This is a genomic window from Streptomyces cirratus, from assembly GCF_014650775.1.
Lineage (GTDB): Bacteria > Actinomycetota > Actinomycetes > Streptomycetales > Streptomycetaceae > Streptomyces > Streptomyces cirratus.
The window spans coordinates 22,968-39,756 of sequence record NZ_BMVP01000014.1; the positions used below are offsets into that span (position 1 = coordinate 22,968).

Consider the following 16,789-nt stretch of genomic DNA (forward strand, 5'->3'; position numbering starts at 1 on the left):
GGGGCCGTGGGGGCGTGAGCCCGGACACGGGGTCGGGCGGGGCGGCGCGGCGCGATTAGGCTGAGCGTGGGCGCGGCGTCGAGGTGGGCGCCTGACCGGTGTTCGACAGATCAGGAGGACTCAGTGAGCGGCGATCGGAACGAGAGGCGCGGCGGGACGTGGGACGTCCCGACGGACGATCAGTCCGACGCGGAGCCCGAGGTGACGGGCGAGTTCACCATCGACTACACCCCTCCGGCCTGGTACACGCAGGGCGCGGCGCAGGCTCCTGCCGCGTCCGTGCCGGGGCTGCCGGAGGGCAGCGGCTTCGAACCGCACCGCCCGTCGGACGTGACCTCGCCGCCGACGATGCGGATCGCTCCGTCGGCGCCGCGTACGCCGTCGGCCGACGCCGTGGTCCCGCCGCAGGTGTTCACGACCGCTCCCCCGGCGACCCCGGCCCCGGTCGGGCCCGCGCCGGTCGCCGCCCCGGAGCCGGACCCCGCGCCCGTGCCCGTTCCGGCGCCCTTGACCGCTCCGGACCCGGCCCCGCCCGTGACCGCTCCGGCGCCGGCGCCCGTGCCGGAGCCGGGCCCCGCACCCGTGACCGTGCCGGAGCCGGGTCCGGTGGTCGCTCCGGCGCCCGTCGCCGCCGCAGACCGGGAGCCCGCCCCGCACACGCCCCCGGCCGACGCCGTGGTCCCGCCGCAGGCGTTCACCACCGCTCCCCCGGCAACCCCGGCACCGGCCGACGCGGCTCCGGGCCCGGCCTTCACCACCGCTCCCGCTCCGGCTCCGGCACCGGCCGACGCGGCGCCGGCGTTCCCGACCGCTCCCCCGGTGCCCCCGGCCGACGCGGCTCCGGCGCCCGTCGCCGCCGCGGACCGGGAGCCCGCCCCGCACACGCCCCCGGCCGACGCCGAGGTCCCGCCGCAGGCGTTCACCACCGCTCCCCCGGCAACCCCGGCACCGGCCGACGGGACTCCGGGCCCGGCGTTCACCACGGCTCCCGCTCCGGTGGAGGCTCCGCCGCAGGTGGCGGCCTCCGCTCCGGCCGATGCCGTGCCGCCCGTACAGCCGTACCGGACCGCCACGCCGCCCGAGGGCACGCCCGTACCCCCCGCCGCCTACGCCCCGGCCCCGCCCGGGCCCTACGCCGCGCCCCCCGTCACCCCCGCGGAGTCGGCCGCACCCGCCGCTGAGCTGCCCGCGCTGCCGCCCACGTACCAGGCCCCGGACGGCTACGGGTTCCCGCCGCCTGCCCCCGCCCCGGCGCAGCCCGCGCCCCCGCACGACCCCCGCTCCGGCGGCCAGTGGCCCCAGCCCCCGTACCAGGCCGGCCCGGCCACCGGCGGCGCGCCGCTCGGCTACACCGCCGCCGTCGAGCTGTCCTCCGACCGCCTGCTGCGCGCCAAGCAGAAGCCCAAGCCCACCCGCTCCGGCTTCCGCTTCGGCGGCAAGGCCGCCGAGGCCGAGCGCCTGCGCAAGCTCGAACTCATCCGTACCCCCGTCATGTCCTGCTACCGCATCGCCGTGATCAGCCTCAAGGGCGGCGTCGGCAAGACCACCACGACCACCGCGCTCGGCGCGACCCTCGCCAGCGAGCGCCAGGACAAGATCCTGGCCATCGACGCCAACCCCGACGCCGGAACCCTCGGCCGCCGGGTCCGCCGCGAGACCGGTGCCACCATCCGCGACCTCGTCCAGGCGATCCCGTACCTCAACTCGTACATGGACATCCGGCGGTTCACCTCGCAGGCGCCCTCGGGCCTGGAGATCATCGCCAACGACGTGGACCCGGCCGTCTCGACCACGTTCAACGACGAGGACTACCGCCGCGCCATCGAGACCCTGGGCCGCCAGTACCCGATCATCCTCACCGACTCCGGCACGGGTCTGCTCTACTCCGCCATGCGCGGCGTCCTGGACCTGGCCGATCAGCTGATCATCATCTCGACCCCCTCCGTGGACGGTGCGAGCAGCGCCAGCACCACCCTCGACTGGCTGTCCGCGCACGGGTACGGCGACCTCGTCTCCCGGTCCCTCACCGTCATCTCGGGGGTCCGCGAGACCAGCAAGATGATCAAGATCGAGGACATCGTGCAGCACTTCGAGACCCGCTGCCGCGGTGTCGTCGTGGTGCCGTTCGACGAGCACCTCGCGGCGGGCGCCGAAGTGGACCTCGACCTGATGCGGCCCAAGACCCGCGAGGCGTACTTCAACCTCTCCGCGCTGGTCGCCGAGGACTTCATCCGCGCCCAGCAGCAGGCTCCGCAGGGCCACTGGGGAGCGCCCCAGCCCGCGGCCCAGCCACAGCAACCGCAGCACGCGCAGTCCTCCTACCAGCAGCCGCAGGCGCCCCAGCCCTACGGCCAGCAGTACCCGCCGCCCGGCCAGCCCTGGCAGCAGCCGCAGCAACAGCAGCCGCAGCAGCCCGGTCAGCCGCCGCGCGACCCCCGGCTCGGCTGACCGCCCCGCCAGCGCCCACGACGCGGAAGGGCCCGCACCTCCCGAGAGGGGGGTGCGGGCCCTTCCGCGTCGTCCGGCCGCCGCTCAGCGCTGCGCGTCGTAGCCTTCGGTCAGCACCCGAGCGCGCTTCACGTCGTCCGCGATGGCCTCCAGCAGGCCGTCCAGCGACTCGAACTTCGCCATCCCCCGCACGTAGGCGAGGAAGTCGACGGCCACGTGCATCCCGTACAGGTCGAGCCCGACGCGGTCGATCGCGTACGCCTCCACGGTCCGCTCGGTGGCGTCGAACTGCACGTTCGTACCGACCGAGATGGCCGCGGGCATCCGCTCGCCGTCCGCCGTCAGCCAGCCCGCGTACACCCCGTCAGCCGGGATCGCGGTGTGCGGCTGCGTCTCGACGTTGGCCGTCGGGTAGCCGAGCTCTCGGCCGCGCTGCGCCCCGCGCACCACGACGCCTTCGACCCGGTGCGGGCGGCCGAGGACCTCGGCGACGCCCTCCATGTCGCCTTCGGCGACGAGCCTGCGCGCGAGCGTCGACGAGAACGGCACCCCGCCGCCCGCCTCGCCCCGCACCACCAGGTCCACGACCTCGACCTCGTAGTCGTACGTGGCGCCCAGCTCGCGAAGGAAGTCGACGTTCCCGGCGGCCTTGTGGCCGAAGCGGAAGTTCGGGCCTTCGATGACGGCGCGCGCGTGCAGCTTGTCGACCAGCACCTTCACGATGAAGTCGGCCGGGGACAGCTGCGAGAACTCCGCCGTGAACGGCAGGATCAGCAGCGCGTCGACGCCCAGGTCCGCCATCAGCTCGGCCCGGCGCTCGTAGGTGGCCAGGATCGGCGGGTGGCTGCCGGGGCGCACGACCTCGCTCGGGTGCGGGCTGAACGTCACGACGACCGACGGCACGCCGAGTTCGCGAGCCCGGGCCACGGCCCGTCCGATGATCAGCTGATGGCCGCGGTGCACTCCGTCGTAGGATCCGATGGTGACGACGCTGCGTCCCCAGTCATCGGGGATGTCCTCCAAGCCACGCCAGCGCTGCACTGTGACCGCTCCTCGCCCGAACCCGTGGGTAGACCCTGTACTGATTGCCGATTGCAGGTCTAAGACTGCCATGCCGCCCGCCGCGGCCCCGCATCGGCGTCGGACTGGGCGCCTTCCCGGCTCAGGTGATGTCCGGGGCGCCCCGGCCCAGCGTCTCGACGGTGCGCCGGGCGCCGGGCCCGAGCAGTGCGGCGGCCTCCGCCGTCGCCTCCCCGAGCCAGCGTGCGGTCACCGCGCCGAACGCCGGGTCGGTCCGTGACAGCTCCACGGTCCGCTGCTCGAACAGCGCGGGTCCGCCGGGGAGACGGAGCAGCTGCCGGCCGGTTCGTCTGAGCAGGTCCCGGGTGCGCTGGTGCGGACGGCCGCCGGCCCCGGCCGCGACGGCGCCCAGGAACGCGTCGAGGACCGCCGGATCGCTCTCCTCGCGCAGCAGTACGTCGGCCAGCTCGCCACGCAGGGGGTACGAGGGCTCCCCGCCGGGCGCGGCCAGCACCGCGGCCAGCGCGGCCCGGACCGACGTCGGCGCGGACCGCAACAGCTCCATGACGAGGGGGCGCAGGACGGGGGCGGCCGCCGGGCCCTGCTCCAGGCGCCGGTCCACGAAGGCGGCGGCGTGCGGGGCGTCCGCCGGGCACCGCGCCAGGTGGTCCCGTACGAGGTCACCGGCTCGCCGGGCCAGTCCCGGAGTGGTGAGCGCGGCCAGGGCGCGCAGCACCTCCCCGTCGGCCCGGGCGCGCAGGGCTGCGAACACCGCGTCCGGCTCGGGCAGTACCGGCAGGGCGGCCACCAGGGCCTCGGCGGGGAGCCGGGCGCCGCACTCCGGGCTCCGGAAGCAGGCCAGGGCCTCGGGCAGGTATCGGGCGCGCACCTGGGGGTCGCGGAGCAGCGTGGCGAGGGCGCCGCCGTGCAGGGTGGAGTCGCCGGGGCGCGCGAGCAGCGCCTGGGCGGCCTGGCGCAGCAGCTCCCGGTCGGCCGGGGTGCGCACGTGCGGGGCGGTGACCGGGCCGTAGGCGGCGGCCGCGACCCGGCGGCCGGGCCGCTCGTCGTGGGCCCAGCGGTGGACGGCCCGGCACAGGGCGGAGGGCTCGTCTTCGGCGAGTACGGCGAGCAGTTCGTCGGCGCGGGGGTGCGCGGCGGCGACGAGGGCCTCGGCGAGGTCGTCCACGGCGAGGCCGCGGTGGGTGTGCAGCAGGGCCTGGGCGGCGGTGGCCACGGTCGCGCCGGGACGGCCGCGCAGCCGGCGTTCGTCACCGAACCAGGCGCAGAGCAGGGGTTGTACGTGGCGGGGGTCGCGGGCCAGGCGGCGGGCCGCGGCTTCGAGGTGGCGGTGGTCCGAGGGCAGCAGGCGGCGCAGCAGGTCCAGCCGGTCGGGCTCGGGGAGCCGGAGCCGGTTCCAGAACCGGCCGTCGAAGTCGCCGGGGCCGCCGGGGTCGCGGGGGTCGCCGGGGTCCGGCGTGTCGTGCGCCCGGCCGGACAGGTGCTCGGCGAGGGCGTGCAAAACCGGCAGGTGCGGCGTGGCGTCGGGGGACCGCACCAGGGTCCCGTGCAGCAGCCGGGCAGCCCACCAGGCCCGGTCGGCCCCCGGCGCCCCCTGGGCCTCCACGAGCCCGGTCAGCACCTTGCGCGCCTGGTCGGGCGGGAGCCGCCGCAGGGCCTCCAGGACGGGGCCGATGCGGTGGCGGGGCACGGGCGGCCCGGTGGTGGCCGGCCCCCGGTGCACGAGGGAGTCCAGGGCGGTCGGCACGTCGAGGTGGCCGGCCTGGAGCCAGTCGGACAGCTCCTCGTGGGCGAAGCGGTAGCCGGGCCCGGCGGGCACCAGCAGCCCCTCGGTCAGCACGGCCGACGCCCAGCCGGTGCGCCAGGGGAACAGCTCCTCGAAGGCGGCCCGCTCCAGCCGGCCCTGCCCCGGGCCCAGACACCGCCGGGCCGCCTCGTGCACCCGCCCGGCGACGCGGGCGGCGAGCCGTCGCACCCCTGGCGCGTGCACCCCGGCGTCCCGGATGCCGGCGGCCGAGGCGGCGATGCGCACCGCCACCCGCAGGGCGAGGAGGTCCAGGTGGGCGGCGAACACCTCGTCCCGGCCCGGACGGCCCTCGATGACCCCGGCGGCGCGTACGTCGGCCAGCAGGCGCAGGGTCAGCGGGTGCCGGGCGTCGGCCTCCCGGACGGCGTCGTCCGGGATTCCGAGGCGGCCCCGCAGCGCGGCGGCCTCGGCCGGGGTCAGGTCGCCGACCGGCAGCGCGGGCGGCAGGCCCGGGGCGGGCCGGGCCGGGCTGTGCAGCACGTCGGGCGGGTAGAGGGTGCCGGCCCGCTCCCAGAACTCGGGCCGGGCGGCGACGATCAGCCGGGCTCCGGCCCCGCCGAGCCACCGGGCGGTGGCCGCGGTCCACGGCCCGAGATCCTGTGCGAGCCCGGGCGGCATCTCCTCGGGCGCGTCCAGCACCACCACCAGCCCCCGCCCGGCGGCAGCGGCCAACAACGCCACCCCCTCCCCGACGGGGTCGGCCCCGGGTCCCACCGCCCCCACCGAGCCAGCCGCAGCCGCACCAAGCCCCCCGCCCCACACCCCGGCAGCACCGGCCCACCCCGTCCCGGGACCAGCGGCGACCCCGGGCTCGGCTCCCACGCCAAACCCCCCGACCGTCCGCCCCGCCCCCGGGACACCAGCGCACGCGAAGCCCCCGGCCCCAGCGGGACCCCCTCCCCCGAAAGCCCCCGCGGGGCCGGCCGCATCCGCATCCGCATCCGCATCCGCGCCCGCCGACACGATCCGCCCCGCCGCGGCCAGCGCACGCGACACCGCGTCGGCCAGCGAGCCGTCGCCGTCCCTGAGCTCCGCCCCCCGCAGCCACAGCGTCGGCGCCGGGCGCTCCCCGCGCGCCCGGGCGGCGGCCAGGACGGCGAGCGCGGTGGTGCGGCCGGTGCCGGGGTCGCCGACCACCCCCAGCACGAGCCGGTCCCCTGCGGTGAAGGCGTCGAGTTCGGCGGCGATCCGGGGGCGCGCGACGGGACCCGGCTCACCCGGTACGAGCCCCCCGCACGGCACCGGCCCGAGCGTCGTCCCGGTGAGTGCCAGCGCGCCCGCGAGGTTCAGTTCCGCCCCGTAGCCCGGCACGGTGGCGGCGTTGCGCTCCAGCACCTCGCGCAGCGGGCCCCCGCCCTGCGCCCCCGCGGCCGCGCGGAGCGGCACCGCGAAGGTCCCCGCCGTGCCCACGACCGCGAGCACCGCTCCGGTCACGGCGTCCACTACCGGGGCTCCGCACGCTTCGCCGCCGCCCCGCAGGGCGTCCCGCCCGTCCGTTCCGATGGCCAGCTCCACCACGGCCGGCAGCCCGTGGCACCGCTCCCCCGACCGGCGCACGACCTCCGCTCCGGCCGCGAGCACCCGCGCCTGGCGCCAGCCCCGCGCGGGCAGCCGTACGTACGTGCCGGGCTCGACCACCTCGCGCCGGGCCACCGGCAGCGGGCGGACCCCGAGCCCGTCGGTCCGTACGAGGGCCAGCGCGAGCCCCGGCATGGCGGTCACATCGGCTGTCCCGGCGAGCCAGGTCCGGCCCCCGGGTCCGTGCAGGACCAGCCGGTCCGCTCCGTCGACGGCCTCGTGGCCGGTGATCACCGTCCCGCGGTCGTCGGCGACGAAGCCGCTGCCCCGCACCCGCCCGGCGAGATCGCAGATCCTGACGAGCTCCGCCATTGCCGCACCACTCCCCGCCGCTTTCGTGCTCATGACGGTAGGCAGGTGAAGATCAGCGGCAAAAGCACACGAGGCGAAAGCGCCCCCTTGTGCTCCCTCCATTCACTCCGAGCGCCTGCTCGGACGGGTGAATAGAGGGCCTCGGGTGGATAAACACCTACCCGAGGGGGGTCGTGGAGCGGTGAGCAGCGGTCCCTGTGCGCTCACCGCTCCACGTCAACACCGGCGCCAGCCGGCAACGGGCGCCAGCTGAAGACCGGCCCCAAGACCGGCGCCAGCCGGAGACCGGCGTCAGACGAAGACCGCGAGCGACTTCGCCTTCCCGCCCTTGTTCTCGGCCAGTCCGAGCAGCTGCCCCTGCGGGCCGAACACCGCGACCGTGCGGCCCTCGCCGTACTCGTCCGGCATGTCGATCCGTACGCCGTTGACGAGCAGCGAGGCCCGCCGCGCGTCCAGGTCCCAGCGCGGGAACGCCGCCGCGGCCGCCTCGCCGATCGGCATGACGCTCAGCTCCTCCTGGAGCTGGTCGAGCGTCCGCGCCCGGTCGAGCTTGTACGGGCCCACGCGGGTGCGCCGCAGCGCGGTGAGGTGTCCGCCGACGCCGAGGTCGGCCCCCAGGTCACGGGCGAGGGCGCGGATGTACGTACCGCTGGAGCAGACGACGGAGACGACGAGGTCGACGACCTTGGTGCCGTCCTCGGCCTCCGCGTCGCGCATGTCGTACACCTGGAACGACGAGACGGTCACCGGCCGGGCCGGGATCTCGAAGTCCTCGCCGTCCCGCGCGCGCTTGTACGAGCGCACGCCCTTGATCTTGATGGCGCTGACCTTCGACGGGACCTGCATGATCTGGCCGGTCAGCTTGGCGATGCCCTTGTCGACCGCGTCACGGGTCACCGCGGAGGCGTCCGTCGAGGAGGTGATCTCGCCCTCGGCGTCGTCCGTCAGCGAGTTCTGGCCGAGGCGGATCGTGCCGAGGTACTCCTTCTCCGTCAGCGCGAGGTGGCCGAGGAGCTTGGTGGCCTTCTCGACGCCCAGGACGAGGACGCCCGTCGCCATCGGGTCCAGCGTGCCGGCGTGGCCGACGCGGCGGGTCTTGGCGATCCCGCGCATCTTGGCGACCACGTCGTGCGAAGTGAAACCGGACGGCTTGTCGACAACGATCAGGCCGTCCGGAGTCTTCCCTGCATTGGTGCTCATTCCGCCGCTGCGTCCTCGTCGTCCTCGCCCGGCTTCTTGTACGGGTCGGCGTCACCGGCGTAGCTGGCGCCGGAGGAGGCCTCGCGCACCTCGGCGTCGGAGGCGCGCACCTTGTCGAGGAGGTCCTCGATGGTCTTGGCGTTCTCCGGGAGGGCGTCCGCGACGAAGGTCAGGGTGGGCGTGAACTTGGTTCCCGCCGCCCGGCCGACCGCGGAGCGCAGTACGCCCTTGGCGCTCTCCAGGCCCGCTGCCGCGCTGGCCCGGTCCTCGTCGTCGCCGTAGACCGTGTAGAAGACCGTGGCCTCCCGCAGGTCGCCGGTGACGCGGGTGTCCGTGATGGTCACGTGCGTACCCAGGCGCGGGTCCTTGACACCGCGCTGCAGCTTCTCGGCCACCACCTCCCGGATGAGGTCCGCCAGCTTCTTCGCCCGCGCATTGTCGGCCACTGGTCCGTCTCCTTCTTTTCTTGCAGACAAGCAATCAGTCTTCATCACCGTGCAGCCGCCGTCTCGCCGACAGCAGCTCCACTTCCGGACGCGCTGCGACCAGCCGCTCGCAGCGGTCCAGTACGTCCGACACGAACCCCGCGTCCCCACTCACCAGCGCGACCCCGATACGGGCCCTGCGGTGCAGGTCCTGGTCTCCCACTTCGGCCGCGCTCACGGAGAACTTGCGCTGGAGCTCGGCGACGATGGGCCGGACGACGGAGCGTTTCTCCTTGAGCGAGTGGACGTCGCCGAGGAGCAGATCGAAGGACAGAGTCCCCACGTACATGCAGTTCCGGATATCCCGCCGGTGCGGGTTCGGTGGCCTGCCGGCCAGACGCTCGGCAGGGTCACCAGAACCGTACACGCAACGGCCGGGGCCGATCGACGGATATTCCGCCGACCGGCCCCGGTGGTGCCCGTACGGCCAACGGCCGTACGAGCCTTACGACACGGTGCGAACCGCCTCGCGCTTACGCGCGGGGCTTCTCGCGCATCTCGTACGTCGCGATGACGTCGTCGATCTTGATGTCGTTGAAGGAGCCGAGGTTGATACCGCCCTCGAAGCCTTCGCGGATCTCGGTGACGTCGTCCTTGAAGCGGCGCAGACCGGAGATGGTGAGGTTCTCGGCGATGACCTTGCCATCGCGCAGGAGCCGCGCCTTGGTGTTGCGCTTGACCTCGCCGGAGCGGATGAGGACACCGGCGATGTTGCCCAGCTTGGACGAGCGGAAGATCTCGCGGACCTCCGCCGTACCGAGCTCGACCTCTTCGTACTCCGGCTTGAGGAGACCCTTGAGGGCCGCCTCGATCTCCTCGATGGCCTGGTAGATCACCGAGTAGTAGCGGACGTCGACGCCCTCGCGGTCCGCCATCTGCGCGGCACGGCCGGCCGCACGGACGTTGTAACCGATGACGATGGCGTCGGAGCCCATCGCCAGGGCGATGTCGGACTCGGTGACCGCACCCACACCGCGGTGCAGGACGCGGATGTCGACCTCTTCACCGACGTCGAGCTGGAGCAGCGAGGACTCGAGGGCCTCGACCGCACCGGACGCGTCGCCCTTGATGATGAGGTTGAGTTCCTGGACCAGACCGGCCTTGAGGACCGAGTCGAGGTCTTCCAGGGACACCCGGCGGACGCGCTTGGCGAAGTTGGCGTTGCGCTCTCGCGCAGCACGCTTCTCGGCGATCTGACGGGCCGTGCGGTCCTCGTCCACGACGAGGAAGTTGTCGCCGGCGCCGGGGACGTTGGTGAGACCCAGGACCAGGACGGGGGTCGAGGGACCCGCTTCCTCGACGTTGTTGCCCTTGTCGTCGAGCATGGCGCGCACTCGGCCGTAGGCGTCGCCCACGACCATCGTGTCGCCGACGCGGAGGGTACCGCGCTGGACGAGGACGGTGGCGACGGCACCGCGGCCGCGGTCGAGGTGGGACTCGATCGCAATACCCTGAGCGTCCTGCTCCGGGTTGGCACGCAGGTCGAGCGAGGCGTCGGCGGTGAGGACGACGGCCTCCAGCAGGGAGTCGATGTGCAGACCCTGCTTGGCGGAGATGTCGACGAACATCGTGTCGCCGCCGTACTCCTCGGCGACCAGACCGAACTCGGTGAGCTGACCGCGCACCTTGACCGGGTCCGCACCCTCGACGTCGATCTTGTTGACCGCGACGACGATCGGGACGCCGGCGGCCTTGGCGTGGTTCAGCGCCTCGATCGTCTGCGGCATGACGCCGTCGTTGGCCGCGACCACGAGGATCGCGATGTCGGTCGACTTGGCACCACGGGCACGCATGGCGGTGAACGCCTCGTGACCGGGGGTGTCGATGAAGGTGATCTTGCGCTCTTCACCGTTGACCTCGGTACCGACCTGGTAGGCACCGATGTGCTGGGTGATGCCGCCGGCCTCGCCCGCAACGACGTTCGTCTTGCGGATGGCGTCGAGCAGTCGGGTCTTACCGTGGTCGACGTGACCCATGACGGTGACGACCGGGGGACGCGGCATGAGGAATTCCTCGCCGCCCTCGTCCTCGCCGAACTCGATGTCGAAGCCTTCGAGGAGCTCGCGGTCCTCTTCCTCCGGGCTGACGATCTGAACCTGGTAGTTCATCTCGCCGGCCAGCATCTCGAGCGTCTCGTCGGAGACGGACTGCGTGGCAGTGACCATCTCGCCGAGGTTCATCATCACGGCGACGAGCGACGCCGGGTTGGCGTTGATCTTCTCCGCGAAGTCGGTGAGCGAAGCACCGCGCGACAGGCGAACGGTCTCGCCGTTGCCGCGGGGCAGCATCACGCCGCCGACGGACGGGGCCTGCATGGCCTCGTACTCCTGGCGCCTCTGACGCTTGGACTTGCGACCACGACGGGCCGGACCGCCGGGACGGCCGAAGGCACCCTGCGTGCCACCACGGGCACCGGGACCACCGGGACGCCCGCCGAAGCCGGGACGACCGCCGCCACCGGCACCGGCCGGACCGCCGCCGAAGCCGCCGCCACCGGGACGGGGGCCGCCGAAGCCGCCGCCACCCGCGGGACGCGAGCCGGGACCGGCCGGACGGCCGGCGAAGCCGCCGCCGCCACCGGGACGACCGGCGCCACCGGGACGCGGGCCACCCGCACCGGGACCACGGCCACCGGGGCCGCCGCCGGGACGGGGACCGGGACCACCGGCAGCGGGACGCTGCGGCATCATGCCCGGGTTGGGACGGTTACCGCCGGGGGCACCACCGGGACGCGGGGCGCCGCCCTGCGGACGGGGCATGCCACCGGGGGTGGGACGGGCGCCGCCGGGACCCTGCGGGCGCGGAGCGCCGGCCGGGCCGCCCTGCGGACGGGGAGCACCCTGGCCGCCGCCGGCGCCGGGGGCACCGGGACGGGGAGCGCCGGCCGGACGGGGCGCCTGCGGGCGCGCCATGCCGGTGGAGCCACCAGAGGTGAAGGGGTTGTTGCCCGGACGGGGACCCGCCGGACGGGCGCCCTGCGGACGCGGGGCCTGGCCACCGGGGCCGGCGGGACGCTGTCCCTGGCCGCCGGGGGCGGTGCCGGCCGGGCGCGGTGCGCCGGGACGGGCGCCGGCCTGGCCACCCTGGGCCGCCGGACGCTCGGGGCGCTGCTGCGCCGGACGCGGGCCGGGGGTCGCGCCGGGACCGGCGGGACGCTCGGTGCGCGCCGGAGTGGCGGCGGGGGCCGCCGGGGGCGCGGAGAACTCGGTCGCCACGGGAGCCGCCGGAGCGGGCTTCGGGGCGGACGGGGCCTTCGGGCCGGGACGCGGGCCGCCGGCGGCCGGGGTCACCGGTGCGGGCGCTGCGGCGGCCGGAGCCTCCGCGACGACCGGCTTGGGGGCCGGGGCGCCGGGCTTCGGCGCCGCGGGACGTGCAGCGGCACCCGGGGTGGGAGCCCCGGGCTTGGCGGGGGCGGCCTTGCGGGGCGCACCCGGCTTTGCAGCGGACTTGCCGGCGTTGCCGCCGGGCCCCTGCAGTGCATCGGTCAACTTGCGTACAACCGGCGCCTCGATCGTCGAGGACGCCGAACGGACGAACTCACCGAGTTCCTGGAGCTTGGCCATGACGACCTTGCTCTCAACTCCGAACTCCTTGGCGAGTTCGTATACCCGGACCTTAGCCACTTCGCTCCTTTTAGGTCCGGGTTACGCCGGACCGTCGCTACTTCATGGGCGTACTCATCGCGTACTCATCGAGTGCTCATCGCAATCTCGACCTACTTCCAACTCGCGAGGTACCTGACCGCACGGGGTATCCGTGCCGTACTACTTCTTCTTACGGTGTCGCCCCGGCCTCACCGGCCAGGGCTTTGCGCAGTTCCTCCGTGTCGAGCGCCCCTGCGGCCCTGAGGGCCCGGGGGAACGCCCGGCGGCGGACCGCCTGGTCGAGACAGACCACGGCGGGGTGCAGGTAGGCACCCCGGCCGGGCAGCGTACCGCGTGGATCGGGGACGCATTCGTCCTCGATCGCCACGATGCGCAGCAGATCGCTCTTGGCCGCTCGCTCCCGGCACCCCACACAGGTGCGTTCGGGGCATGCGCGGGCTTGCGTCCGGCCAGACACGCCTAAGTCTACCTCCCCGTACCGACCTCACCCCTTCAGGCGAAAAATCGAACGGACGTTGTCGTGATCCATTCGGAAACCTCCGGGCGGGCCCGGAGCGGTTCCCGCGTGCCGGGGACCCGGGTCCGGGTCCCTGTCTACCGGCCGGTGAACACCGGCCGGTAATGGTTTATTCCCCGCGCCGGTCCGTGTGCTCGCCTTCGCGGCCGCCGCGGCCCTCACGGTCGGCGTCCCGGCCCGCCTCCCGGTCCGAGGGCTCCTCGGTGTCGGGGCGGATGTCGATGCGCCAGCCGGTGAGGCGCGCGGCGAGGCGGGCGTTCTGGCCCTCCTTGCCGATCGCGAGCGACAACTGGTAGTCGGGCACGGTCACCCGGGCGGAGCGGGAGTCCCAGTCGACGACGTCGACCGCACTCACCCGGGCGGGTGACAGGGCGTTCGCGACCATCTCGGCCGGGTCGTCCGACCAGTCCACGATGTCGATCTTCTCGCCGTGCAGCTCCGCCATCACGTTGCGCACGCGGCTGCCCATCGGGCCGATGCAGGCGCCCTTCGGGTTCAGGCCCGAGCGGGTGGAGCGGACGGCGATCTTGGTGCGGTGACCGGCCTCGCGGGCGATCGCCGAGATCTCGACGCTGCCGTCGGCGATCTCCGGGACCTCCAGCGCGAACAGCTTCTTCACGAGGTTCGGGTGGGTGCGCGACAGCGTCACCGACGGGCCGCGTACACCCTTCGCCACGCGGACGACGTACGCCTTGAGGCGCAGGCCGTGCGTGTACTCCTCGCCCGGGACCTGCTCCTGCACCGGCAGGATGGCCTCCAGCTTGCCGATGTCCACGAGGACGTTCTTGGGGTCCTTGCCCTGCTGCACCACGCCGGTGATGACGTCACCCTCACGGCCGGCGAACTCGCCGAACGTCAGGTCGTCCTCGGCGTCGCGCAGACGCTGGAGGATCACCTGCTTGGCGGTCGTCGCGGCGATCCGGCCGAAGTCCGACGGGGTGTCGTCGAACTCCTTGGGCTCCTGGCCCTCTTCGAGATCCCTCGGGTCTTCCGTCGCCCACACGACCACGTGACCGTTGCTGCGGTCGAGCACGACGCGGGCACGGCGGTAGCTGCCCTCGGTGCGGTGGTACGCGATGAGGAGGGCCGACTCGATCGCCTCGACGAGCAGGTCGAAGGAGATCTCCTTCTCCCGGACCAGACCCCGCAGGGCACTCATGTCGATGTCCACGGCTACGCCTCCTCTTCCTTCTTGTCCTTGCGGTTGAACTCGATCTCGACACGCGCCTTGGCGATGTCGGTGAATGCGATGCGGCGGGCGGTCGCCTTGCGGCCCTTCACGCCCGGAACTTCCAGGTCGATGCCCTCGTCGTCCACGTCGAGGATGCGGGCGACCAGTTCGCCGCCCTCCGCCAACTGGAACTTCACGAGGCGTCCGGTCGCCCGGACGTAGTGACGGTGCTCGGTCAACGGACGGTCGGCGCCCGGAGAGCTCACTTCGAGGACGTACTCGTCCTCGCCCATCACGTCGGATTCGTCGAGCAGATCGGAGACCTCACGGCTCAGCTCGGCACAGGCATCCAGTTCCACGCCCTCGTCGGAATCGACGATGACCCTCAGCATCCGTCGCTTGCCCGCCTTCGACAGCTCGATGTCCTCGAGGTCCAGGCCCTTGGCGGCGACGAGCGGCTCCAGCAGTCCGCGCAGCCTGTCGCTCTGGGTGGTGCTCATCCGGGTGACTCCTCGGCCGCGTCTGCTGTTGTGGTTTTCCGTCGCGTGTCAGGTCAAAGGGTATCCGGTCGCGGAGGGTGTTGCCGTCCGCGCGCCCGGCGGGGGCCCCGGGTACGGTGATCACACCCTGCCCCGCCAGCACCTCCGGAGGTCGTCGCCGTGCCCTGGACCATGCCTTCGATGCCCGCAGTGCCTCGCGGGCCCTCACGACGGAGCGTGCTCGCCGGAGCCGCCGGGGCGGCCGGCGCCGTGCTGCTCACCGGCTGCACGGGCGAGAGCGGCGCGAACCCCGGGGACAACGGGATCGCACTCGAACGGCGGATGCGCGAGGGCGCCGTACGGGACACCGAGCGGCTGCTGGAACGTTACGACGCCACCACCGCCGCCCACCCGGACCTGGCCGGGCGGCTCGCACCGCTGCGCGCGGCCGTCGCGGCGCACAGCGCGGCGCTGGCAGGCCCCGCGGCCGCCCAGCCGCCCGGGGCCGCCGGCCCCTCCGCCTCGTCGTCGGGCTCCGCCCCCGCGGCCGGGACGCCCGCGCCGCGCTCCGCGCCCGTACCGGCGACCGCGGCCGAGGCGCTGACCGAGCTCGCGGACACCGAGCGGAGCCTGTCCGAGGCGCGAACCATCACCCTGGCCGGCGCGCCCGGGGAGCTGGCCCGCCTGCTGGCCTCGGTGGCGGCCTGCGGAGCCGTCCACGCGTACCTGCTGACCGCGACCCCCGGAGCCGCCCCGTGAAGCCCTCGCCCTCCCCCGCGAGCCGCCCGCTGGAGGCCGCGCAGTCGGCTCTGGCCGCCGAGCACGCCGCCGCGTACGGCTACGGGGTGATCGGCGCGCGCACCTCGCCGGAGCGGGCGGCGGAAGCCCGCGAGGCGTACGGGAACCACCTCGCGCGGCGCGACTCCCTGACCCGGACGGTGCGGGAGATGGGCGGATCTCCCCGGGCGGCGGAGGCCGCGTACGCCCTGCCGTACGAGGTGCGCGGCCCGGCCGACGCCGAGCGGCTGGCCGCCGAGATCGAGGAGCGCGTCGCGGGCGCGTACTCCGACCTGGTCCGGGCCGCGGAAGGCCCGCTGCGCCGTGAGGCGGCCGACGCACTGAGCGCCGCCGCGGTGCGGGCGGCACGGTGGCGCGGCGGCGGCGTAGCCTTCCCTGGGCTCGCCGAACGCGCGGACCGCGCCCAGACCGGCTGAAAGGGACTACGCACGCATGGCTTTCGAACCGCCGCAGCGGCTCGTACGGGCGCTCGGCGAGACGCCGGATCCGGCGCGGGACGCCGACTGGCTGGAGCGGCTGCCCCGGCTCGCCGAGGAGGCGCTGGCCCGGCGTGAGGTGCTGGCCCAGCGGGTGCAGGCGCCCGGCGGGCGCAGCAGCCTCGTGGTCCTCGTGCGGTACTCCGACGGGACCCCGGCCGCTTTGAAACTGGCCCCGCCCGCCGCCCGGCCGGACCTGGAACTGGCGGCGCTCGCGCACTGGGGCGGCTTCGGGGCGGTACGGGTCCTCGACTCCCGCCACCACGAGGAGGACGGGGGGCTGCTCCTGGAGCGGCTGCACCCGGAGGTGTCGCTGCGCTCGCTCCCGGAGGCGAAGGCGCTGCTGGAGGCCTGTGGCACCCTGCGCCGGCTGTGGGTGGCGCCGGGCGCCGGCCACGGCTGGGAGACGGTGGCGCAGCGCACGGCCCGCCAGGCGGAGGCGCTGCGCAAGGCCCCGCAGGAGGCGGAGGCGCTGGCGGCGCAGGCCCTGGCGATCCAGGAGGAGCTGACGGGCGCCCCGGCCGAGGAACTGCTGCTGCACGGCAACTTCCGGCAGGGCAAGGTGCTGGCGGGCGAGCGCGCGCCGTGGCTGACGGTGGGCCCGGATCCGCTGGTCGGGGAGCGGGCGTACGACCTGGCCCGACTGGTCCGGGACCGGCTGGAGGACCAGGTCGCCACCTCGGCGGGGGCCTCGGGTGCCCGGCGCCGGGTGAACAAGCTGGCGGACGCGCTGGACGTGGACCGGGACCGGCTGCGGGGCTGGACGGTGTTCCGGGCGGTGGAGTCCGGGAACCGGGCGCTGGCGGCCGGACGGCGGCGCGAAGCCGAGCTGTTGCTGGAATTCGCGGCCTGGTTGTAGGGCATACCGTAGGTAT

General features: G+C 74.5%; 13 protein-coding genes. 4 read left to right on the plus strand and 9 right to left on the minus strand.

From position 1 onward, the window contains the following. Nucleotides 1-123: 123 nt before the first annotated feature. The gene (locus tag IE207_RS26305; RefSeq protein ID WP_190186804.1) at nucleotides 124-2,448 is read left to right on the plus strand and encodes an SCO5717 family growth-regulating ATPase; all 2,325 of its coding nucleotides are present in this window, start codon (nucleotides 124-126) and stop codon (nucleotides 2,446-2,448) included. A gap of 84 nt (nucleotides 2,449-2,532) precedes the next feature. On the opposite strand, the gene IE207_RS26310 is transcribed toward IE207_RS26305, so the two are convergent. The 9 genes from IE207_RS26310 to rimP form a co-directional block, all read right to left on the minus strand. After that, nucleotides 2,533-3,489, minus strand: coding sequence for a bifunctional riboflavin kinase/FAD synthetase (locus IE207_RS26310; RefSeq protein ID WP_190186805.1), 957 nt, complete (start codon nucleotides 3,487-3,489; stop codon nucleotides 2,533-2,535). 121 nt (nucleotides 3,490-3,610) lie between these two features. Continuing rightward, the gene (locus tag IE207_RS26315; protein ID WP_229874020.1) at nucleotides 3,611-7,183 is read right to left on the minus strand and encodes a S1 family serine peptidase; all 3,573 of its coding nucleotides are present in this window, start codon (nucleotides 7,181-7,183) and stop codon (nucleotides 3,611-3,613) included. A gap of 291 nt (nucleotides 7,184-7,474) precedes the next feature. Beyond that, on the minus strand, nucleotides 7,475-8,383 hold the full coding sequence (gene truB, locus IE207_RS26320; RefSeq protein ID WP_190186807.1) for a tRNA pseudouridine(55) synthase TruB: 909 nt from the start codon (nucleotides 8,381-8,383) through the stop codon (nucleotides 7,475-7,477). Then, nucleotides 8,380-8,829, minus strand: a complete 450-nt coding sequence (gene rbfA, locus IE207_RS26325) for a 30S ribosome-binding factor RbfA (RefSeq protein ID WP_190186808.1) — start codon at nucleotides 8,827-8,829, stop codon at nucleotides 8,380-8,382. The genes truB and rbfA overlap by 4 nt, the downstream gene beginning before the upstream one ends. Nucleotides 8,830-8,863: 34 nt before the next feature. Further along, nucleotides 8,864-9,157 carry a DUF503 domain-containing protein gene (locus tag IE207_RS26330; protein ID WP_136213480.1) on the minus strand — a complete coding sequence of 98 codons (294 nt, stop codon included), beginning with the start codon at nucleotides 9,155-9,157 and terminating at the stop codon, nucleotides 8,864-8,866. Between the two features lie 184 nt (nucleotides 9,158-9,341). Next, nucleotides 9,342-12,491 carry a translation initiation factor IF-2 gene (infB, locus tag IE207_RS26335; RefSeq protein WP_190186809.1) on the minus strand — a complete coding sequence of 1,050 codons (3,150 nt, stop codon included), beginning with the start codon at nucleotides 12,489-12,491 and terminating at the stop codon, nucleotides 9,342-9,344. Nucleotides 12,492-12,642: 151 nt separating this feature from the next. Next, nucleotides 12,643-12,930, minus strand: a complete 288-nt coding sequence (locus tag IE207_RS26340) for a YlxR family protein (RefSeq protein ID WP_190186810.1) — start codon at nucleotides 12,928-12,930, stop codon at nucleotides 12,643-12,645. 169 nt (nucleotides 12,931-13,099) lie between these two features. Further along, nucleotides 13,100-14,161: a transcription termination factor NusA gene (gene nusA, locus IE207_RS26345; RefSeq protein WP_190186811.1), complete on the minus strand. Its 1,062-nt coding sequence runs from the start codon at nucleotides 14,159-14,161 to the stop codon at nucleotides 13,100-13,102. 2 nt (nucleotides 14,162-14,163) lie between these two features. After that, a complete protein-coding gene (gene rimP, locus IE207_RS26350; protein WP_190186812.1) occupies nucleotides 14,164-14,661 on the minus strand; it encodes a ribosome maturation factor RimP in 498 nt (165 codons plus the stop codon). A 180-nt stretch (nucleotides 14,662-14,841) separates the two neighbouring features. Between rimP and IE207_RS26355 the strand changes: the two genes are divergently transcribed. The 3 genes from IE207_RS26355 to IE207_RS26365 are packed head-to-tail and all read left to right on the plus strand — an operon-like array spanning nucleotide 14,842 to nucleotide 16,773. After that, entirely contained in the window at nucleotides 14,842-15,399 is a 558-nt protein-coding gene (locus IE207_RS26355) for a hypothetical protein (protein WP_229874021.1), read from the plus strand. Continuing rightward, nucleotides 15,396-15,854, plus strand: coding sequence for a ferritin-like domain-containing protein (locus IE207_RS26360; RefSeq protein ID WP_229874022.1), 459 nt, complete (start codon nucleotides 15,396-15,398; stop codon nucleotides 15,852-15,854). The genes IE207_RS26355 and IE207_RS26360 overlap by 4 nt, the downstream gene beginning before the upstream one ends. Before the next feature lie 16 nt (nucleotides 15,855-15,870). Then, entirely contained in the window at nucleotides 15,871-16,773 is a 903-nt protein-coding gene (locus tag IE207_RS26365) for an aminoglycoside phosphotransferase family protein (RefSeq protein WP_190186814.1), read from the plus strand. Nucleotides 16,774-16,789 lie beyond the last annotated feature (16 nt).

Excerpts from the sequence above, each read along its gene's own strand:
- IE207_RS26315 (WP_229874020.1), bottom strand. The coding sequence starts at position 7,183 with ATGGCGGAGCTCGTCAGGATCTGCGATCTCGCCGGGCGGGTGCGGGGC.
- rimP (WP_190186812.1), bottom strand. The coding sequence starts at position 14,661 with ATGAGCACCACCCAGAGCGACAGGCTGCGCGGACTGCTGGAGCCGCTC.
- truB (WP_190186807.1), bottom strand. The coding sequence starts at position 8,383 with ATGAGCACCAATGCAGGGAAGACTCCGGACGGCCTGATCGTTGTCGAC.
- IE207_RS26330 (WP_136213480.1), bottom strand. The coding sequence starts at position 9,157 with ATGTACGTGGGGACTCTGTCCTTCGATCTGCTCCTCGGCGACGTCCAC.
- IE207_RS26355 (WP_229874021.1), top strand. The coding sequence starts at position 14,842 with ATGCCCGCAGTGCCTCGCGGGCCCTCACGACGGAGCGTGCTCGCCGGA.
- IE207_RS26365 (WP_190186814.1), top strand. The coding sequence starts at position 15,871 with ATGGCTTTCGAACCGCCGCAGCGGCTCGTACGGGCGCTCGGCGAGACG.